Raw genomic sequence first — 20,732 nt, forward strand, 5'->3', positions numbered from 1 at the left:
AGATCAGCTCACCGTTTTGGTGTGGCATCGGCGTAGTGCAACACCGTGGGAAACGGATCGTAAAAATGGTGAAGCAGCTTGCGCCACGCCTGATAGGGCTCTGACTGGCGGAAACCCACGGTGTGGTCTTCCAGGGTGTTCCAGCGCACCAGCAGCATGTAGTGGTGGTCGTTTTCCAGGCAGCGCTGCAACTCGTGGCCCTGGTAGCCGCCCATTGACGCGATGATGGCCTGCGCCTGGGCAAAAGCCGCCTCGAAAGCGGGCGCTTCGCCGGGCTTGACCTGCAACTGGGCGATTTCCAGAATCATCAGGCGGCCTTCTTCGCCATCTGCTCCACCCACTCGCGCGGCGCCATCGGAAAGCCCAGGCGCTCGCGGCTTTCGTAATAGCTTTGCGCCACGGCGCGGGCCAGGTTGCGGATGCGGCCGATATAGGCGGCGCGCTCGGTCACGCTGATGGCGCCGCGGGCGTCCAGCAGATTGAAGCTGTGGGCAGCCTTGAGCACCTGCTCATAGGCAGGCAAGGCCAGCTGCACGTCGATCAGGTGTTTGGCCTGCTTTTCATGCGCCGTGAAAGCGGTGAACAGGAAGTCGGCGTCGCTGTGTTCGAAGTTGTAGGTCGACTGCTCAACCTCGTTTTGTTTGTAGACGTCGCCGTAGCTCAGCTTCGAGCCGTCGGGCCCTTCGGTCCAGGTCAGGTTGTAGACGTTGTCCACGCCTTGCAAATACATGGCCAGGCGTTCCAGGCCGTAGGTTATTTCACCGGTGGCGGGTTTGCAGTCGATGCCGCCGACCTGCTGGAAGTAGGTGAACTGCGTGACTTCCATGCCGTTGAGCCAGACTTCCCAGCCCAGGCCCCAGGCGCCCAGCGTCGGGTTTTCCCAATCGTCTTCGACAAAGCGGATGTCGTTTTTCTTCAGGTCAAAGCCAAGCGCTTCCAGCGAGCCGAGGTAGAGCTCCAGGATGTTGGCGGGTGCGGGCTTGAGCACGACCTGGTACTGGTAGTAGTGCTGCAGGCGGTTGGGGTTCTCGCCGTAGCGGCCGTCCTTGGGGCGGCGGCTGGGCTGCACATAGGCGGCTTTCCAGGGCTCGGGGCCCAGCGCGCGCAGAAACGTCGCGGTGTGCGAAGTACCTGCGCCGACTTCCATGTCGTAGGGCTGCAGCAGCGCGCAACCCTGGTCAGCCCAATAGGACTGCAGCTTCAAAATAATTTGCTGGAAAGTAAGCATAAGAGTGGAGTTTTGCCAAACGCGGGGCACCTGGATTGCAGGCCCGGGGAGCGGCGCCTCAGGTGGCGGCCGCCAAGCCGGTCATTTTACGCGGCGGCGCGCGGGCGCCTTTGTGTGCGCCTTACCGGTCGGCATCACCGGCGGCATCTGGGTGGGCGGCACATACCAGCCGGGCCCGGTCTTGAAGGCCTCCACCAGAAAATCCACCATCACACGGACCTTGGCGCTCAGGTGCCGGCGGCTGGGGTAGACCGCCAGCACGTCGATTTCAGGCATGCGGTAGCCCGGCAGCAGCGGCACCAGCCGGCCTTCGCGCAGGTCCTCCCCGACCAGAAAGGCCGGCTGCCAGATGATGCCCAGCCCGGCCACGGCCGCTTCGCGGGCGGTATCGCCATTGTTGGCGTGCATGATGTAGTTGACCTTGACCGCGTGCGGCCGCCCCTCGCCGTCGGTGAAGTGCCATTCGTTGGCAGTGGCGGCATAGGTGTAGCCCAGGCAGCTGTGGCCCGCGAGGTCGGCGGGCACGGCCGGGCGGCCGTGCTTTTTCAGATAGTCCGGCGCGGCACAGAGGATGTTGCAGGAAGTCGCGAGCTTGCGGGCTGCATGGGTGGCCGGCCCCGTGCGCGAGATGCGTATGGCGAGGTCGTAGCCTTCTTCCACGATGTCCACCACGCGGTCGCTGAGGGCAATGTCGAGTTCCACCTCGGGATAGCTTTGCATGAAGCGCGGCCACAGCGGCGCCAGGTGACGGATGCCAAAGCTCACAGGCGCATTGATGCGCAGGCGCCCGCGCGGCTGCAGGGTTGCCGACGAGGCCAGCGCCTCCGCGTCGGCAACCTCTTCAAGAATCGACTTGCTGCGCTCATACAGCGCTTCGCCGCTTTCGGTGAGCGAGAGCTTGCGGGAGCTGCGGTTGAGCAGGCGCGTGCCGAGGTGGGCTTCCAGCTCATTGATATAGCGGGTGACGTTGGCCGGCGAGGTGTCCAGCGCATCGGCCGCACGCGTGAAACTGCCGCGGCCAACCACGGCGGCAAACACCTCAAACGCACGCAGCCGGTCCATTTCAATCCCAATCATTCATAAAAGATGAATGATTAAATCAGTTTTACGGCCTTCTTCCAATAGAAGATGAAACTTACATTGGACTCATCGGCAGGCAGGAAGCCCACCGAACCAGGAACCCCCTACCCAAGACAAAGGAAATCGACATGACCACGCAAACCACTTCATTCACACCCCGCTTCGCCAACAAGACCGTGCTGGTCACGGGTGGCAACAGCGGCATCGGCCTGGCCACCGCCTTGCAATTCGCCGGGCAAGGCGCGCGGGTCGTCATCACCGGCCGGGACCAGGTGTCACTGGACCAAGCCAAAGCCCAACTGGGCACAGGCGCCATCGCCCTGCGCAACGACGCAGGCGCCAGCGGCTCGGCCAAGGCACTGGCCAGCGCATTGGCCGCCGAAGGCATCACGCTGGACGCCGTGTTCATCAATGCCGGCCTGGCCAAATTCGCCCCGCTGGAAAGCGTGGACGAAGCACTCTGGGACGACACCTTCAACGTCAACGTGAAAGGCGCGTTCTTTGCGATCCAGGCGCTGTCGCCGCTGCTGAACACGGGCGCCGCCATCATCCTGAACGGCTCGATCAATGCCCATATCGGCATGCCCAACTCCAGCGTCTATGCCGCCAGCAAGGCGGCGCTGATTTCGCTGGCAAAAACGCTGTCAGGTGAACTGGTCGCGCGCGGCATCCGCGTCAATGTGGTGAGCCCCGGCCCGGTTACGACGCCGCTGTACGGCAAGCTTGGCGTGCCCGCAGACCAGCTCGGTGCGCTGGCCGCCAGCATCCAGGCGCAAGTCCCGATCAAGCGCTTCGGCACGCCCGATGAAGTGGCGAGCGCCGTGGTGTATTTGTCATCGCCCGAAGCGGCTTTTATTGTCGGCACCGAGCTGATCGTCGACGGCGGCATGAGCCAGCTGTAAGCACCTCCCGCGCTCGCCGCGCAAACAAAAAAGGGCGATGCCGTTGCCGGCATCGCCCTTTTCTTCCTGTTGTAACTGCGTGAACTCAGTACTGCCAGAAGATGCGCTGCAGTTCCTTGCTGTCAATGTTCTTCGTCAAGGCCACGGCGGCCAGGATGCGGGCCTTTTGCGGGTTCAGGTCATGCGCGACCACCCAGTCGTACTTGTCGTCAGGCTGCTCGGCGTTGCGCAGCACAAAGCCTTCGGGCACACGCGAGGAGCGCACCACCTGGATGCCTTTGGCGCGAACTTCCTGCAGCGCGGGAACCACACGGTCGGCCACGGAACCGTTGCCGGTACCGCCGTGGATCAGGGCCTTGATGCCGGTCTTGCCGACGGAGTCCACCGCGGAGCGCGGCACGTTGCCATAACCATAGACAATGTCGACCGGCGCCAGCGCTTCGAAATCATCAATGTTGAATTCGGACTGCGCGGTGTGGCGCTTCACAGGGGCACGGAACCAGTAATTCTGGCCTTCTACCACCATGCCCAGCGGGCCCCACTGGCTCTTGAAGGCCTCAGTCTTGATGTTGATGGTTTTGGTGACATCACGGCCGCTCTGGAGTTCGTCATTCATGGTGACCAGCACGCCTTTGCCGGCGGCGTCCTTGCTGGCGGCCACGCTCACGGCGTTGAAAAGGTTGAGCGCACCGTCGGCCGACAGCGCCGTACCTGGGCGCATGGAACCGACCACCACGATGGGCTTGCTGGTGCGGATCACGAGGTTCAGGAAGTAGGCGGTTTCTTCCAGGGTGTCGGTACCGTGGGTGACCACGATGCCGTCCACGTCGGACTGCTTGACCAGCGCCGAGATGCGCTTGCCCAATTTCATCAGGTTGTCGTTGGTGAAACTTTCGGAAGCAATTTGCGAGACCTGCTCGCCCTTGACATTGGCCACGTTGGCCAGCTCGGGCAGGCCAGCCAGCAACTTGTCGACCGGCACCTTGGCGGCGGCATAAGTCGCGCTGTTCAGGGCCGAAGCGCCGGCGCCGGCAATGGTGCCGCCGGTGGCCAGGATCACGACGTTGGGTTTGGCGGTGGTTTGCGCCAGTGCGGGCGCGCCGAGCGAGGTAAATGCCACCAGGCCAAGCGCGGCGCCCATGTGACGAAATGTTGAGGCTATTTGCATGTATGTCTCCAAGGAAATGGAATTTGTCTGATTTTTTGCGCACAGCGAGCAAAACAAGCGGTTTCACCAGCCTGTGCGGCGATTTCCCCAGCCTTGCGGCCAAAGGTGGCTCATCGTAGCGACGCTGGCAGCCCCCAGCGATGCATAATGTAACGAGGGGTATGAATAAAACTCACACCCCTCAGCAGCATGGCCCCATGCATCTCCGTCGACCCGGCAGCGACATACCCGCAGCGACATGAACCTCAGGCAACTTGAAGTCTTCCAGGCGGTGATGCAGACCGGCAACATGAGCGCCGCGGCGCGGCTGATCTGCATCACGCCCTCGGCCGTCAGCAAGACGATTGCACACACGGAATTGCAACTGGGCTACAAGCTTTTTACCCGCGGCAAGGGCACGCTGGCCCCCACGCCCGAAGCGCGCGTGCTGTTTGAAGAGTCTTCGCAAATCCACCAGAAGCTGGACGGGCTCAAGCGCATTGCCGTCAACCTGCGGCAGTCGGCCGGCGGCCAGGTGCGGCTTGCGGCCATTCCGTCCGTCAGCCATGAGTTTTTGCCGCTGGTGCTGGAAAGGCACATGGCGCGCTACCCGCGCGTTCGCGTCGAGGTGCGCACGCTGCACCAGGACCAGATGGTGCAGGCACTGCTGACGCGCAGCGTGGACTTTGCCCTTGGTTTTTATGAACACCCGCACCCGTTGCTGACCAGCTCGACGCTGGTGAGCGGCCCGCTCTACCTGGCCGTCACGCGCGACATCTGGCAGCGGGCCGTGAAGGCAAGGCGCCAGAACCCGATGTCTTTCCTGGCCAGCATGCCGCTGATCCGCCTGGTGGGTGAGGATCCGATGTGCCAGTCGATCGACGACCTGGCGCGCCACCTGGGCCTGACCGCCCCTGAAGGGTTGCAGGTGCACACCTCGCGGCTGGCGCTGGAGCTGGTCAAGCGCGGCATGGGCTGGACGGTGGTGGACTTCCTGACGGCCAGCAACCTGGACCCGCAATCATTGACAGCGGTGCCGCTGCATGATTTTGCCCAGGCGCCGCTCCAGATGTATTTTGCGAGCAGCACACCGCCGGGTCAGGATGCGATTCGGATGTTAGAAATGCTGCCGGAGCTACTGCACGGCGTGATGGCTGCAACGCACTGAACACAGCCGACTCACCGCGGCTCCTCCAAGCCAGCAGGAGCCGCGGAACCGGCTTTGCCGGGCCGCTGGCACCGTCCCCTGCAAGGGGAAAAGGGGCTACACGCAGTGAGCCCCGATAGGGGTGTGCCCTGTCCTACCGACGGCGTCGGAACGCGAGCGCCAGGCCGGCCACGCCCAGCCCGAAGCCCCACAGCGGCCAGAGGCCGTAGCGGGACACCCACTGGGCATACGGTGTGATGCCGTTGCGGCCCTGGACGTCGCCGTTCAGCACGCCGCGCGTGTGGCGTTCCAGCGAATGCGTGACTTTGCCCTGGTGGTCGATGATGACTGTGGCGCCGGTGTTGGTGGCACGAATCATCGGTCGGCTGAATTCCAGCGCGCGCATGCGCGAAATTTGCAGGTGCTGGTCAATCGCCACGGTGTTGCCGAACCAGGCGATGTTGCTGACATTGACAAAAATCGTCGGGGCGAGCGCAGGATCGATGAAGCGTGCGCCCAGCTCTTCGCCAAAAAGGTCTTCGTAGCAGATGTTGGGCGCCAGCCGCTGGCCTTTCCATTCGAAGGAAGCCTGCCCGACCGCACCCCGGTTGAAGTCGCCCAGCGGGATGTGCATCATGTCGATAAACCACCTGAAACCCGTCGGTATGAACTCGCCGAACGGCACCAGGTGATGCTTGTCGAAACGGTATGGCTCTGCTTGCCCGGGCTTGAAGCCCAGCACAGAGTTGGCGTACCCGGCCTGGGAGCTGCCAATCGGCAGGCCGATCAATGCCGCCTGGTTGCCGGCGGCAAACCTTGCCTGCAGCGCTTGCCAATAGCCTTCCGGCAATTGCTGGGGCAGCACGGGGATGGCGGTTTCAGGCGCCACCACCAGCGGCGCTTTCGCATCGCGCAGCTGCTGGCCGTACCAGCGCAGCGCTGTGGCCACGCCTGTGCCGGGCTGGAATTTTTCGTTCTGGGGAATGTTCCCCTGCAGCAGCGTAACGCCCAGCGCCTCGGCGGGCTGGACCGGGGCATCGCCGGGCCAGGCGCTTTGCACCGGCAGGTAACCCGCCACTATGCAGACAACCAGGATGCCGGTCACGTTGAGCCATTGCACATGGGATGAGCGCAGGGTCATGGCCAGCCATGCTGCAACCAGCGCGGCCAGGAAAGTCAGCCCATGCACGCCCACCCACGCGGCCAGTGGCCTGGCCCAGCCGTCGACGTGGGCATAGCCGCCCTCGCCCCAGGGAAAGCCGGTAAAGAACTCGACCCGGGCCAGCTCCGCCAGCAGCCAGAGAGCTGCAAACACTGCGGCGCGTGGCAGCCTGCGTCTGGGCGCCAGCTTCACGAAAAATGCGCTGGCCGCTGCGTAGTAAAGCGACAGGAAGGCGGCAAGCAGCACAATGGCCAGCACGGTCAGTGACGCGGCCAGCCCGCCGTAGTAGTGCATGGAAATGAACAGCCACCAGAAGGTGCTGCACAACATCGCCGTGCCGAAAAGGCCGCCCATCCACGCGGCACGTTTCCAGGAGCGGCAGCTGTCAAGTTGCGCGGCAAACAGGAAAAGCGCCAGCAGTTGCAGCCACCACAGCGGCTGGCCCTGTGCAAAACCAAAATCAAAAGGCCAGGCCATGCTTGCTGCATGGGTGCAACCAGCTATCAAAATAATAGCAACCTGGAACGGGGAAATGCCTTTGCGCGGCGGCGGGTTGCGTGCGTGCTCAAGCAGCGCAGGCAAGGTCGGGAGATGGGACATCATGCTTTGAATCGAATCCCGTCCCATAGTCAGCCCGCCCTTTTTCTTGAATTCGTTGTCAGACGCCGGCGCTGACCGGCGACACCTTGAACCAGCGCACGGCCCCACCTTTGGTGTGCAGTACGGTGAACTGCAGGCCTGCCAGCGCGTAATGCTCGCCGCGCTTGGGAACATGGCCCATCTCATGCGCCACCAGCCCCCCGATCGTATCGAAGTCGGTTTCGGGCAGCGTCACACCAAAAGCTTCGTTGACACGCTCGATGGAGGTGTCGCCGCTAACGCGGTAGGTGTGGTCGCTGAGGCCGAAGATGTCGCCCTCGTCTTCGGCGATGTCGAATTCGTCCTCGATCTCGCCGACGATCTGCTCGAGCACGTCTTCAATGGTGATGAGACCTGCCACACGGCCGAATTCGTCAATGACGATGGCCAGGTGGTTGCGGTTGCCGCGGAATTCACGCAGCAGGTCGTTCAGCCCCTTGCTTTCCGGCACAAAGACGGCGGGCCGGAGCAGGGCCTTGATGTTGAGTTCGGGCGCGCGCTGCAGCTTGAGCAGATCCTTGGCCATCAGGATGCCGAGGATGTTTTCCTTTTCGCCTTCGTAGACGGGAAAGCGCGAGTGGGCGGTGTCGATCACCAGGTGCAGCAGTTCGTCGAACGGCGCGTCGATGTTGATCACGTCCATGCGCGGGGCTGCCACCATGACATCGCCCGCCGTCATGTCGGCCATGCGGATGACCCCCTCGAGCATCTCGCGGCTCTGGGCTCCGATGACGTCATTGTCCTGGGCTTCCACCAGGGTCTCGATCAACTCGTCCTTCGAGTCGGGGCCTGGGTGGAGCATTTCAGCGAGCTTCTGCAAAAAGCCGCGTTTGTCTTCTGGCCTGGAAGACCGACTGGGGGGAACGTCGGACACGTGATGGGCGGTCGGTAGTTGTGAAGGGGCTAAGGATAGCTGAAATCCTTGACGGTGCGCAGGCGTAATTTGCCGTCGCGTGCCGAAGCGGTTGGCTTTTTGTATTTCTTGTTTGGGTTTGTGTCCATTCAGGGCCACGCGGCAGCGGCGTGGATGATTTTTGGCGCACAACCAATGGGAATGAGCGCAAGCAGCTATCGAATTAATAGCAAGAAGCCGGTTGTTGCACCGGCCTCACGAGCCCCCCCCAAACCGAAGCCATCACATCGGCATGCGGTCCCGACCATCCCGCACGCCCTGCCGCACTTCCTGGACCATCGCCAGCAGGTCCCAGAACTGCTTGGCCTGAACCTTGAGGCGGTAGTCGGTCTGGGCGATCTGTTCTTCGACCATTTCGGTCATGCGCGAGTCCAGGTCGGCCGGCGGCAGCTTCAGGTAGGCCTCGCTTTCAGAGCCGTCGCGTTCGATCGTGGCGCCGGCCTTGCGTGCGATGTTGAGCATGGCGGTGTTTTCGCTCAGCGCGTGGATGAACATCATGTCGACACCGTTGTTGCGGGCGTGCATGACCGCGCGGTCAAACAGGCGCGAGCCGTAGCCGCGGCCACGCGCCTGGGCCAATACAGACACGCCGAACTCGGCGCAGCTCTTGAGGTTGGGGTCGGTGGTATGCGCCAGGTGGGCCATGGCGATCAGTTCCAGCTTGCGGTTGTAGATGCCGAAAATCTCGTCGCGCTCGAAGTTGAGCCCGTCTACATAGCGGTGAATCTGCTCATCGTTGGCCGAATAGCCAAAGCGCAGGTAACGGTCGTGGGGGCTCAGTGCCAGCAAATGGGTGGCGATGCGTTCCCCGTGGCTGGGGCCGATCGAGCGGATGGGAACCATGACGGGCTGGACGTGACGCGCTGGAGGTGCCGCGGAGGCGCGCTCTTCCACGGGAGGCCGGAAGAATTCCTTGCCTGCGTTATAGGATGCTCTTAAAAGGGTGCTGGGTGTAACCATGATCTCAATATAAGGGTTTTCCCTAGAATCAACAGTCTAGGGGCTTCTGAACCAGCGTCAATAGAGGGCCGCTTCAAAAAAACACCTTTATGTGGATTTTTCCCAATAAATACGGGCGCAGGCAGCTATTAAAAATATAGCAAACTGACACTTCCAGTCGCTCCGGCGCGTGGATTGTTGCGATACAACAACACTTTATACGCGCATCCGGGCAAGTCACGCACATGGAAATGCCGGTTCCCCGGCTTCGCCCCGGTTCAGCTCACAAAGGAACGGCCGTCGTCGCCTTGACCCGGTCCAGCACAAAACTCGTTTTGCAATCCTGCACGCTGGGATGTTTGAGCAGGGTGTCCATGATGAAGCGGCTGTAATGCGCCATGTCCTGCACCAGCACGCGCAGCAGGTAGTCCATCTCACCAGTCAGCGCTGCGCACTCGGCCACTTCAGGCCAGGTCTGCACGCTGGCCCGGAACAGGTCCATGGGGTTGCGTTTGTGGCTTTCGGTGTGCTTTTCCAGCCGTACGTTGATGTAAGCCGTGAGCCCCAGCCCGACAGCTTCAGGTTTGACGAGCGCCACATAGCGGTCGATCACGCCGCTTTCTTCAAGCCGCTTCACGCGCCGCAAAACCGCACTGGGTGAAAGCCCCACCTGCTCGGCGAGCAGGTCGAAGGTAGCGCGACCATCGGCCTGCAGGCTGCGCAAAATTTGCCGATCAAGCTTGTCAAGTGCTTCCATTCGGATTATTTTGCAGCTTTACTGCGCCAATAGCAATGCAAACGCCCCATTTCGCAGTAAAACTGACCGCCAGCGCCGCTAAAGTTACTTTATACGCACACCTATCTGGAGACACGCATGAATGCACGCGACGACACCGCCCTGAACTTTGAACAGGGCGCGGCTTGGGACAACCCCATGGGCACCGACGGTTTTGAGTTCATTGAATATGCGGCACCCGACCCTGTCGCCATGGGGGCATTGTTCGAGCGCATGGGCTTCACGCCGATTGCCAAACACCGCCACAAGAATGTCACGCTGTACCGCCAGGGCGGCATCAACTTCATCCTGAATGCTGAGCCCGACTCGTTTGCCCAGCGCTTTGCGCGCCAGCACGGCCCCAGCGTCTGCGCCATCGCTTTTCGCGTGCAGGACGCCAAGGCCGCCTATGAACGCGCAATCTCACTGGGCGCTTGGGGGTATGCCCACACATCGGCGCCTGGTGAGCTGAACATTCCGGCCATCAAGGGTATTGGCGATTCGATCATCTACTTCATCGACAAATGGCGCGGCAAGAACGGCGCGCAACCCGGCGACATCGGCAACATCGGCTTTTACGACGTGGACTTTGAAGCCTTGCCCGGCGTGCAGGGTGACGCGCTGAACCCCGCCGGCCACGGCCTGACGTATATCGACCACCTGACGCACAACGTGCACCGCGGCCGCATGGACGAATGGGCCGGCTTTTACGAGCGGCTCTTCAATTTCCGCGAAATCCGCTACTTCGACATCGAAGGCCAGGTCACCGGCGTGAAGAGCAAGGCCATGACCAGTCCCTGCGGCAAGATCCGCATCCCGATCAACGAAGAGGGCAACGAAAAGGCCGGCCAGATCCAGGAGTACCTGGACCGCTATCAGGGCGAAGGCATCCAGCACATCGCCATGGGCAGCAACGACCTGTTCGCAACCGTGGATGCGCTGCGCACCAGCGGCGTGAAGCTGCTGGACACCATCGACACCTACTACGAACTGGTCGACAAGCGCATTCCCGGCCACGGTGAAAACGTGGCGGATTTGAAGAAGCGCAAGATCCTGGTGGACGGCAAGAAAGGCGCGCTGCTGCTGCAGATCTTCAGCGAAAACCAGCTCGGCCCGATCTTCTTCGAGTTCATCCAGCGCAAGGGCGACGACGGTTTCGGCGAAGGCAATTTCAAGGCGCTGTTTGAAAGCATCGAGCTGGACCAGATGCGCCGCGGGGTTTTGTCGGGCGCCAAGGCAAGCGCACAATAAAGTTTTTCCATCCCCCAACCTCACGGAGATTGCCATGTCACTTTGCCCGCAACTGCCCCATCGCCTGGCCGCATTGGGTGTCGCCACCGCCGCATTGTTTGCGGTGACGGGGGCATCTGCCCAGACGGCGGTCAGCGTGGTTCCGGCCTCCAGCCTGGACAGCGTGCAAAAAGCCGGCGTGCTGCGCATCTGCACGCCGGGCGACTACAAACCCTTCAGCTTCCAGAAGCCCGACGGCACGTTTGAAGGTATCGACGTGGACCTGATGGCTTCGCTCACGGCCAGCCTGGGCGTCAAGCCCGAGTGGGTCAAGACCAGCTGGTCCAATTTGATGCCCGACATGGTAGGCGGCAAATGCGACATGGCTGTTGGCGGCATCTCGGTGACTACCGAGCGGCAAAAGCGCGCCTTCTTCAGCACGCCCTACATGGTCAACGGCAAGACGCCAATTGCGCGCTGCGCCGACGTGGCCAGGTACCAAAGCGTGGCCGACATCGACAAGCCCACCACGCGGGTGATCTTCAATCCGGGCGGCAGCAATGAGCGTTTTGCCCGCGCCAACTTCAAGCAGGCGCAGATGCGGCTCAACCCCGAGAACTTGACGATCTTTGACGAAATCCTGGCCAACCGCGCCGATGTCTTCGTCACCGAATCGGCCGAGGCGATCACCCAGCAGAGGCTGAAGCCGGGCCTGTGCGCGATCAACCCCGACAAGCCGCTGCAGTACGGCGAAATGGCTTACCTGCTGCCACGCGGTGACGTGACGTTCAAGGCCTACGTGGACCAGTGGCTGCACCTGGCCAAAGCCAGCGGTGACTACCAGCGCGTGGAGAGCCAATGGCTGAAGTAGAGAGCAACACGGACAGCAACACGCCACCCCCGGCGGTCTACGGCCAGTCTGACCGCCCGCCGCGGGGCGACTACGCACGTGGCGGCCAGGTCAATGCGGACTACACCTGCCCGCAAAACTACGCGGCCTACACCGCAGAAGATCACGAGACTTACCGGCGCCTTTACGCGCGGCAGTCGGCATTGCTGCCTGGCCGGGCCTGCAGCGCCTTTATCAAGGCCCTGCCCAGCCTGGGCGCAAGTGATGCCATCCCGCGTTTTGAAGACGTGAACGAGCGGCTCTTCAAGGCCACCGGCTGGCAGCTGGTGGGCGTGCCGGGGCTGATCCCCGAGGTGCCGTTTTTCACGCTGCTGGCCAATCGCAAGTTTCCGGTGACGGACTGGATACGCACGCCGGCGGAGTTCGACTACATCGTCGAGCCTGACATCTTTCATGATTTGTTCGGCCACGTGCCGCTGCTGTTCGACCCGAGCTACGCCGACCACATCCAGGCCTACGGCAAGGGCGCGTTGAAAGCACATACGCTGGAGCATGGCGCGCAGCCGATTCCCGGCGCGGTCGAGATGCTGTCGCGCCTGTACTGGTACACCATCGAGTTTGGCCTGATGCGCGACAAAGAAGGCAACGATGAAGTCCGCGCATACGGCGCCGGCATTTTGAGCAGCCCCGGCGAACTGGCCTGGAGCGTGGAATCTGCAGAGCCCAGGCGCATTTCACTGCGGGACAATGCCGACCTGCTGCGCTGTATGTCGTCGACCTACAAGATCGACAGCTTCCAGCAGCAGTATTTTGTGATCGACAGTTTTGATGCGCTGCTACGGCTGACGGAGCCGGATTTCACGCCGTTTTACAAGACGCTGGCGCAACATGCAGCACAGCAAAAGGCCCTTAGCCCTGCTTGAGCTGGCACGGTACTATCCGCACCTCTCTCTGAGTAAGCCGCCTGACACAATCCCTGATCACCTGATCAAAAATGATCACTGGTGGTTTCCATGATGTGCGGCTACCGAGAAAATCAGACCTGACCGGCATGAGCGCGCAGCGGCAGCTTGCATCCTGTCGTGTCGCTGCGAGGCGTTTTCGCACGCGAAGGACCAACAATGCCGCGCCGCCTTGCGGCATCCGTCCTGCCGGCCCTTAATCGCACAACGCGAGGTTTATGTGAACTATTGATTGATGCTCACTCCTCTGAATGAGCGACAATTCAACACTGATACAACACTGCGAGGCAACAGAGGTGCCCGTAGCACATCAGGTGTTTATTACACGCACTTCCTCCTACAAAATGAGGAGGTAAAAAATTGTTACACCGCTTACGATGCACTCCCTGATGGAATTACCAGCACACATGAACCGAAGCACGAAGGTGCTGCTGGTTATGGATGTGGTGGAGTCCGTCAGAATCATGGAGCAGGATCAAGATGGTTTTGTGCGGCGGTGGCAAGAACTGGTACAGCAGATTGAGCAGCAGATTCTGCCGCTGCATGGCGGGCGCATCGTCAAAAGCCTGGGGGACGGTTTAATGCTGGAATTTGCCGGCGCCCAAGGGTCTGTCAAAGCAGCCTTCGCTATTCAGCACTTCTGCCAAGGGGCCAATGCGGCCTTCCGCCCAGAGCAACAGATGCATCTGCGCATGGGCGGCCATTTGGCGAGCTTTGTGACCGACCAGCATGACATTTACGGCACAGACGTGAATTTGACAGCACGCGTCTGTACGTTGGCGGGGCCGGGTGAGATAGTCGTGACGTCCGATCTGCGTGATCAAGTCTCGTCCGTGCTGGACGCAGATGTTGAAGACTTGGGCGAATGCCACCTCAAACACGTCAAAGAGCCGATCAGGGCGTACCGGATCGGGCCGCCAGGCAATGCACCGGTAATATCATCTGGTACCGCAGTCCAGTTGAATTTGCGACCAACTATCGCGGTAATCCCCTTCGCGATGCGCAGCAGCGAACCGGGACATGAACTTCTTGGCGAGGCCTTGGCCGACGAAGTGATTGCCGCTTTGTCCCGCACCTCCGAACTTCATGTGATCTCGCGTCTTTCGACCACTGTGTTCCGGGAACGTCCGGAGGCAATGGAAGACATACGGACCCACTTGGGCGCTACGTATATCTTGTCTGGCACGTGCCGCAGCGCCGGAACACAGCTGGCGTTGTTCGTTGAATTGATCGAAGCAAAGACAGGCCACATTCTCTGGGCGGACAGTCTGAAGGGTCAAGTACACGGCTTATTTGCGGCAGACGATGAACTGATCGCACGACTGGTTTCTGCCATTAGCTCGTCAGTCATGTCGCAACAACTTGAGAAGGCACGAAGGCAATCTTTACCCAATCTTGAAGGATATACGCTGTTACTCGGTGCTGTCGCACTCATGCACAGAAACTCCCCCTCAGATTTCGAGCGAGCCCGGCAGATGCTGGAGCATCTGATTGACCGTAGCCGTCGGCATCCAATGCCGCACGCGTGGTTAGCCAAGTGGCATGTACTTCGCGTGCAACAGGGGTGGTCCACAGACTCTGCGAAAGAGGCTCAACTCGCGTTGGATTGCACCAAGCAGGCAATGGATAGTGAGCCGGATTGTGCTTTCGCCCTCACCGTAGAAGGATTCATATACACGAACCTTCTACGACAGCTAGACGCAGGCTCTCAACGCTACGAACAGGCGCTTGGCATCAATCCTAATGATTCGCTAGCGTGGCTGCTCAAAGGGACGATGCACGCGTTTAAAGGAGAAGGAGATATGGCCGTCGTGGGGACCGAAAGAGCCCTAAAGCTTTCACCGCTTGATCCACTTCGGTATTTTTACTTCTCCCTGGCGGCCACCGCCGCCAATTCAGCGGGTCAGTACGCCAAGGCTCTAGAGCTAATCACTCTATCGCTTCGAGCCAACCGCACGCATACGTCCAGCCTGCGAACCTTGGCAGTTGCCCAAGTGAACTTAGGGCAGCTTGACCAAGCAGAAAAGACCGTGGCCGAGCTGCTGAGATTAGAACCAGCTTTAACAGTGCGCAGCTATTTAGCACGCAGCCCAAGCAGTCAGTATGAGATAGGGAAAACTTGGTCCGCAGCCCTTCAAAAAGCTGGCCTGCCATATTAACAACACTACTTCAGGGAGTTTTTTATGAGTATTTTTAGTTTGCTTGGCGGTACCGGCGGCACAGGTGGTACTGGCGGAACCGGAGGCACAGGCGGCACAGGTGGTACTGGCGGGACCGGAGGTACGGGCGGGACCGGTGGTACGGGTGGCACGGGCTCCAACCCCCTGCTTTCGGACGCCCTCATCAGGAGTCGGGCAGCACTGGTCGGCCCATTCAAGGGTGCCGTATTCCCGATTGACCTTCCAGTGCCGCTGGACAAACCAGAGCGCCTCGTCCAGTGGGATGTGATGCCCAGATTGCAGGTTTGCGGCTTGGAACTGTTGTCGGGTTTGCACTTTCAGGTCAATCAGTCTGCAAAAGAAATCGCCGTCGAATTTGTAGACCTGACGAAAAAGCCGCTATCCAACATGAAGCTTGCCACCTTCGTCAGGCCCGACGTGGCAGTCTTCCGGCAACAACTTCAATTGGTTGAAAATTACGCCCAACTGCGGGAGGACAGAGGGGTGGAAATTCTGGCGCAAATGTCCAGCTTAACTCCCTTCTGGGGCTCAGTCGTAGGACTAACCGATCACCGGCACAAATGGACGATGGAGCTCGTGACGCTAATGCTTGCCTTGGCAATTGACGTAGAAATGCGCCTCAAGCATGCTTTCGCTTGTCCACGCCCTATTGAGCTTTCGCCACAAATACAACCCATGATTCCTACGCCTGGGCACGCAAGTTGGCCAAGCGGGCATGCGACTGAAGCCTTCCTAATTATCACGGTGTTACTCACGCTACTGCCGTCAGGCCACAAATACAAAGAACAATTGGAACGGCTCGCAGCCCGTATAGCGGTCAACCGAACAGTGGCAGGCGTTCACTATCCCGTAGACAGCGCCGCTGGCCGTTTGCTCGGAACTGCTCTCGCAGAATTTTTTATCGCACGTTGCCAAGGCGCCAAAAGTTCGGCTGTATGGGGCTTCGATGGACGGAAATTCCAGGGGAAAAAGGGCGAGCCCGTCGACTTTGACATGCGCGTCTCCATGACAGACAACCTCAGTGGCTACTATCGATACAAGACCACCAGGCAAGCGATACAAAAATCACCAATACTTGCTTTTATGTGGGCCAAAGCTGCAGCCGAATGGCTGCCTCTCAAATAGGTCGGCCATGAACTGGAGCAAATTGCCCAAGGGCGAATTTACCGGCATTGACTGGGCGTTGCCCAATGCCACCAATGGTTTTGACCCTTACCTGGTTTGGGCCGAAACCGATAGCTTTGCCGGCTATGGCGATACACAGCCCAAGTGGTTGCCCATTGCTATTGAGCTGACGCGGGGTACCACGGTGTCCCAGCTTATTGCCGCTGCCTCCCCCAAGTGGCTCCATGTGCCACCTGTGTATGTCGGCACGGTCGCGCCGGCTGGCCTGAGGTTTTGCACCGCGCGGGTCAGGCCTGCGTTTTTCAAGGCAATTCAGCCGGGTGGCAGCCTTCACCCGCTGGTCCTAAGGCTTGAGCTGGGGCTGCCTGCAGCTGAATACGCTGACGATTCGGCGGGGAGCTCGCACACCAATCCACCTCCACATTCGCGCGGCGCGGCGTACCAAGCTGAAGCCAGTGCTGAGCGCCTGCTTTCGGGCAAGGTGTTCGGACTGATTGACGATAGCCTGGCATTGGCTCAGGCGAATTTTCTCCATCAGGGCAAGGCCCGTACCCGCTACTTCTGGCGGCAAGACGCACGGGGCAAAGGCCGCACACCCACCGGGTTGGGCTATGGGCACGAACTAACCGCCGCCGACATCAATGCAGCCATGCAGGCCAATGTCTATGACGGCTTGGTGGATGAAAGCGCGGTGTATGTCGCACTGGGGCTTTCTACCCTGGGCCAGAAACAGCCCAAGACCGAGCGCTTTTTTCACGCGCTGGACACGTCAATCAGTCACGGCTCACATGTCATGGATCTGGCAGTGGGGCCGCGCAAGCTGCTGGCCCAGGTGGCCAACTTGCCGCCTGCGTATGACGCGCCGCCTAGCTGGGCGCTGGCCAACGACGATGCCAGCCGCGCGCCGCTGGTTGCAGTGCAACTCGACTACGACACCGTGCAAGACACCTCGGGCGGCTCAATGAATGTGCATGTGCTGGACGGGTTTATGTACATCCTCTCTCGCTGCACCCCCACGGCCAAGGTGACGGTGAACGTGAGTTTTGGCACGCTGGCCGGGCCGCATGACGGCACGTCGCTGCTTGAGGCAGCCATGGACCAGCTGATCACCCTCCTTCATGGCCGCCTGCAGATTGTTCTGGCTGCTGGCAATAGCTACCAACTGCGCATGCATGCCAATACAACGCTGGCGAAAAACAAGTCCGCCACGCTGCATTGGTGCGCACTGCCCGACGATACAACGCAAAGCTTTGTGGAGCTCTGGATTGAAGAGAACCGCGAAGGCCTGGAGATTGAAATTACGCCGCCAGGGCAAGCTGCCTTGCCGGCATTGAAGTTTGGCCAGTCCCGAATGTGGGCCAACAGCGACAAGCAGCCCCTTTGCGCGCTGATTTACCCAAAGACGGTGGCCACTGGCCGGCGTGGCACCTGCGCCCTGCTGGCGGTGTCACCCACCTTCAGCTTCGAGAAGAAAGACGTCACCGCGCCCAGCGGAGTATGGCAAATCAAGCTGACGAACACCGCCACAAAATCGGTCACGGTGGATGCCTACGTGGAGCGAGACGATGTGGTCATCGGCACCCATACCGGAGCGCGCCAATCGTACTTTGAGGACGAGTGGTACGACACCAGCGGCAACCCCGGATCCTTTGTCGATCACCCCAACAATCCAAGCCTGATCCGGCGCAGCGGCAGCTTCAACAGCATTGCCACGGGCAGTAAAACTGTGTCGGTCGGCGGCACACGTATCACGGGGTCGAAGTGGGCGCACTATTCCCCGCAAAAACCAGACCCCGATGCTGCGCGGCCGCAGCGACCCGGCGTCGTCAAAATCCCGGATGCAGCCGCCTCCAGCGACGAAAACCCGGCCATGGTGGGTGTCAGTGCCGCAGGGACGCGTAGCAGTGCCGTGGTGCGCTTGCAGGGTACGAGCGATGCGTCGCCGCAAGAGGCTCGCAGGATTTTTAACGAACTCTAGGCTCTCGGCAAGGACTCACCAACGGCTCGGCAGCTTTTTGAGCAGCGTGATGCGTTTGGTGCCCATTTCGATGTAACCGCCTTTTTCCAGGTCCTTTAAAAGGCGGCTGACCATTTCGCGGGAGGCGCCGACGCGGCTGGCAATCTCCTGATGGGTGATTGATTCAAGAGTGACAGCCTCATTGGTAGGGTCGCGCTCCACCGCATCGCTATGTCCTTCAAGCACGGCAATCAGCCGTCCGTACACATCGAGCAGCGCCATGTTGCGCGCCGCTTCTGTAGCAGCACGCGCCCTGCGAATCACCTGAACCACGAGATTGATGGCAAATCCTGGCTCATCACCCAAGTGTTCGCTCACATCGGTACGACTGAGCACCGCACAGGTGCAAGGCTCAAGGGTAATAACTGAAGCCGAACGGGGTCCGCCGTCCAGCGACATTTCCCCAAAATAGTCGCCCGAATGAATCCTGCCGTAGGTGATTTCCCGGCCGCTTTCGTCCATGGCGAACACCTTGACACTGCCCTTGAGCAGAACAAACAGGTTGTCGCCGATTTCCCCTTCGTTGATGACAACGGCTTTTTTGGGGTAAGTTCGCACCACGCCTCGCAGGGCGAGCGTGCGCAATTCGGGAATCAAATGGGCATACAGCCCCTCATCGGAAGGTGGTGGTGAACTCATGATCACCCGTAATCTAGCACGTCGCCGGGACGTACGGGGCATCTATCAGTGGATTTGTCCGAGTGGCAGGGGGGCAATAGGCGGCAAGATCGCCACGCGATTGACCAGTTCACGAACGCCGCTGGATGCGGTCTTGGCGCAAAGGCTGCGCACATGGCTGCGCACAGTGGAAACCGCAACTTTCATCTGGAGGGCGATTTCCGGCGTGCTCAAGCAGCGGCACAGGAAAACCAGCACCTGCTCCTCCGTATGCGTGAGACCGTGACTGCGGGCAAAGGAGCCAAAAACACCCGACTCGCTCACGCCCACTCGAGACAAAAAGAGGGCAATGCGCTCACAGGGACTGCCCGCATTGCGATGCAGTGGCACCACAGCCAGGGTAAAGTCCACGCCGTCGGCCACCAGCCTGATCAGGCTGCGTTTTCCGGCAACTGCTTTGCCCATGGCAATCTGGAAGGCCTTGGCATCTGCCTGCATGAGGACCTTCAACTCTCCCCTGTCCACCCCCAAAACAACAGAGCGCTCAAGTTCGCGCCGCGCGATTTGATTCGCGTGCAAAATCCGCCCTTGGGCGCTGACAACGAACACCCCGTGCGCCAGCTCATCAACCAGCAGGGCCAGCAGCGCAGGCGTGGAATCAGACTCGGGTTCCAGCAGGGGCGGCAGCGGTCGGACAGCCTCCAACAGGCTGGTATTGGGCATTGCATAGAGTGTCAAGGGCTTGCTCCATCCTACAAATAGATGAGCATAAAAAGCCCAGCTCAATGTAGATAGTGAATATGCCGGGTCTTTTTTGTGAGAAATTCACATCGATAACGCCGGTTGCGGACTGGGAAGGCTTAAGGGCTGACGGCAAGCGTCGATTACGCCGGTTCAAGCCGGATCACTGTCCAGCATGGCCAGGGTAGCGTTCATGACGCCCGGCAAAAATGCCATCTGCACATGGGCCGCGCCGCGAACCAGGCGATTGTCGGCGCCAGGCAAGGTGGCCGTGGAGGTCGGAAACACGATGTTGTCGCAGTTGGAGTACCAGCAGGTAAACAGCGTATGCCGATGGGCGGGCATCTCATGGTCCAGCTGGGCCTGCCAGTCGGACAGGAGGCGCATCTGGCGCCCATTGTGGCCATGCCCGAACCGGGCCAGCCAGGTTCCGCGGTGCGGTGTGCCGATGGTGACGACATGATGTACCCGGGCTTCGGCCTTCATACGCTTGAGCCAGGCCCTGGCGGCCAACCCACCCATGCTGTGGCATACCAGCAAGGGGGCAAGGCCTGTGGCTTGGGTGACCCGCACCACTGCGTCGTCAATTTGGGGGGCGTAGCCGTCTATGGAGCCGAACAGGGGTTCGAGATTGACAGCGACAAAGGCGCGTCCACTGCCTCGAACCCGCTTGAGCCAGGGGGTCCACAGGCCACGATTGCAGAAGAACCCATGCACAAACACCACGCCGCGGCGACCTCGGGCTGTCTCGGCCGGCAGGACCCTGTCCGGGACCGCATTGGAACGAAAGGGCTGGCGCCAGCAGAACACGCGGGGAGCCGTCAATGTCTCACCCAGCCATGCGCGCAGAAGTTCTGTCCAGGTGGGCTGGGGCGCCGGATCTGCCTTGTTGATGTACCGAAGGAGTAAAAACTCAAGCGCGAGGAAACCGGTGTACCCCAGTGCAATCAGCAGGAAGCCGGTGACGGCCAGCGCGGGAGAGCTGCTGCGGAACCAGAACAGCCAGCCGAAAGCCGCGGCGACCAAGGTCAGGGTGATGAATCTTTGCAGTTGAGCCAGCATGAATGGGTCGGCGCG

The 20,732-nt window shown here is 60.5% G+C and carries 19 protein-coding genes; 8 read left to right on the forward strand and 11 right to left on the reverse strand.

Going from position 1 to position 20,732, the window contains the following annotated elements:
* Positions 1-8 precede the first annotated feature (8 nt).
* The 3 genes from AC1DU8_RS18910 to AC1DU8_RS18920 form a co-directional block, all read right to left on the reverse strand.
* A complete protein-coding gene (locus AC1DU8_RS18910) occupies positions 9-308 on the reverse strand; it encodes an antibiotic biosynthesis monooxygenase family protein (protein WP_477727152.1) in 300 nt (99 codons plus the stop codon).
* Complete coding sequence (glyQ, locus tag AC1DU8_RS18915) at positions 308-1,228, reverse strand: glycine--tRNA ligase subunit alpha (RefSeq protein ID WP_348049382.1); 921 nt, start codon at positions 1,226-1,228, stop codon at positions 308-310. Before glyQ ends, AC1DU8_RS18910 begins: the two co-directional genes overlap by 1 nt.
* 81 nt (positions 1,229-1,309) lie before the next feature.
* Positions 1,310-2,290 carry a LysR family transcriptional regulator gene (locus AC1DU8_RS18920; protein ID WP_477727168.1) on the reverse strand — a complete coding sequence of 327 codons (981 nt, stop codon included), beginning with the start codon at positions 2,288-2,290 and terminating at the stop codon, positions 1,310-1,312.
* A 146-nt stretch (positions 2,291-2,436) separates the two neighbouring features.
* On the opposite strand from AC1DU8_RS18920, the gene AC1DU8_RS18925 reads away from it, so the two are divergent.
* Positions 2,437-3,210, forward strand: coding sequence for an SDR family oxidoreductase (locus AC1DU8_RS18925; RefSeq protein ID WP_457282814.1), 774 nt, complete (start codon positions 2,437-2,439; stop codon positions 3,208-3,210).
* Positions 3,211-3,295: 85 nt separating this feature from the next.
* On the opposite strand, the gene AC1DU8_RS18930 is transcribed toward AC1DU8_RS18925, so the two are convergent.
* Positions 3,296-4,351, reverse strand: coding sequence for an asparaginase (locus tag AC1DU8_RS18930; protein WP_457282876.1), 1,056 nt, complete (start codon positions 4,349-4,351; stop codon positions 3,296-3,298).
* Between the two features lie 265 nt (positions 4,352-4,616).
* Between AC1DU8_RS18930 and AC1DU8_RS18935 the strand changes: the two genes are divergently transcribed.
* Positions 4,617-5,525: a LysR family transcriptional regulator gene (locus AC1DU8_RS18935; RefSeq protein WP_457282813.1), complete on the forward strand. Its 909-nt coding sequence runs from the start codon at positions 4,617-4,619 to the stop codon at positions 5,523-5,525.
* Between the two features lie 133 nt (positions 5,526-5,658).
* On the opposite strand, the gene lnt is transcribed toward AC1DU8_RS18935, so the two are convergent.
* The 4 genes from lnt to AC1DU8_RS18955 form a co-directional block, all read right to left on the reverse strand.
* Positions 5,659-7,266 carry an apolipoprotein N-acyltransferase gene (gene lnt, locus AC1DU8_RS18940; protein WP_477727153.1) on the reverse strand — a complete coding sequence of 536 codons (1,608 nt, stop codon included), beginning with the start codon at positions 7,264-7,266 and terminating at the stop codon, positions 5,659-5,661.
* A 58-nt stretch (positions 7,267-7,324) separates the two neighbouring features.
* Positions 7,325-8,107, reverse strand: a complete 783-nt coding sequence (locus AC1DU8_RS18945) for an HlyC/CorC family transporter (RefSeq protein WP_254806495.1) — start codon at positions 8,105-8,107, stop codon at positions 7,325-7,327.
* A gap of 333 nt (positions 8,108-8,440) precedes the next feature.
* A complete protein-coding gene (locus AC1DU8_RS18950) occupies positions 8,441-9,178 on the reverse strand; it encodes a GNAT family N-acetyltransferase (RefSeq protein ID WP_457282811.1) in 738 nt (245 codons plus the stop codon).
* Between the two features lie 262 nt (positions 9,179-9,440).
* A complete protein-coding gene (locus AC1DU8_RS18955; protein WP_457282810.1) occupies positions 9,441-9,914 on the reverse strand; it encodes an Lrp/AsnC family transcriptional regulator in 474 nt (157 codons plus the stop codon).
* A gap of 117 nt (positions 9,915-10,031) precedes the next feature.
* On the opposite strand from AC1DU8_RS18955, the gene hppD reads away from it, so the two are divergent.
* From hppD to AC1DU8_RS18985, 6 genes are all read left to right on the forward strand, one after another.
* On the forward strand, positions 10,032-11,183 hold the full coding sequence (gene hppD / locus AC1DU8_RS18960) for a 4-hydroxyphenylpyruvate dioxygenase (protein WP_457282809.1): 1,152 nt from the start codon (positions 10,032-10,034) through the stop codon (positions 11,181-11,183).
* Positions 11,184-11,217: 34 nt separating this feature from the next.
* A complete protein-coding gene (locus tag AC1DU8_RS18965; RefSeq protein WP_457282808.1) occupies positions 11,218-12,033 on the forward strand; it encodes a transporter substrate-binding domain-containing protein in 816 nt (271 codons plus the stop codon).
* Positions 12,021-12,935, forward strand: a complete 915-nt coding sequence (gene phhA / locus AC1DU8_RS18970) for a phenylalanine 4-monooxygenase (RefSeq protein ID WP_457282807.1) — start codon at positions 12,021-12,023, stop codon at positions 12,933-12,935. Before AC1DU8_RS18965 ends, phhA begins: the two co-directional genes overlap by 13 nt.
* Before the next feature lie 446 nt (positions 12,936-13,381).
* Entirely contained in the window at positions 13,382-15,133 is a 1,752-nt protein-coding gene (locus AC1DU8_RS18975) for a tetratricopeptide repeat protein (protein ID WP_457306947.1), read from the forward strand.
* 24 nt (positions 15,134-15,157) lie between these two features.
* Entirely contained in the window at positions 15,158-16,279 is a 1,122-nt protein-coding gene (locus AC1DU8_RS18980; RefSeq protein WP_457282805.1) for a phosphatase PAP2 family protein, read from the forward strand.
* 7 nt (positions 16,280-16,286) lie between these two features.
* Positions 16,287-18,257: a S8/S53 family peptidase gene (locus AC1DU8_RS18985; protein ID WP_477702732.1), complete on the forward strand. Its 1,971-nt coding sequence runs from the start codon at positions 16,287-16,289 to the stop codon at positions 18,255-18,257.
* Positions 18,258-18,272: 15 nt separating this feature from the next.
* Here the strand turns inward: AC1DU8_RS18985 and AC1DU8_RS18990 are convergent, their stop codons facing one another.
* The 3 genes from AC1DU8_RS18990 to AC1DU8_RS19000 all read right to left on the reverse strand — a co-directional run bounded on the left by AC1DU8_RS18990 (position 18,273) and on the right by AC1DU8_RS19000 (position 20,717).
* Positions 18,273-18,935, reverse strand: a complete 663-nt coding sequence (locus AC1DU8_RS18990) for a Crp/Fnr family transcriptional regulator (protein ID WP_457282803.1) — start codon at positions 18,933-18,935, stop codon at positions 18,273-18,275.
* Between the two features lie 45 nt (positions 18,936-18,980).
* Entirely contained in the window at positions 18,981-19,700 is a 720-nt protein-coding gene (locus AC1DU8_RS18995) for a helix-turn-helix transcriptional regulator (RefSeq protein ID WP_457282802.1), read from the reverse strand.
* A 108-nt stretch (positions 19,701-19,808) separates the two neighbouring features.
* The gene (locus tag AC1DU8_RS19000; RefSeq protein WP_457282801.1) at positions 19,809-20,717 is read right to left on the reverse strand and encodes an esterase/lipase family protein; all 909 of its coding nucleotides are present in this window, start codon (positions 20,715-20,717) and stop codon (positions 19,809-19,811) included.
* Between the last annotated feature and the right edge of the window lie 15 nt (positions 20,718-20,732).

The sequence above is a fragment of the Polaromonas sp. P3_A5 genome (assembly GCF_056403055.1).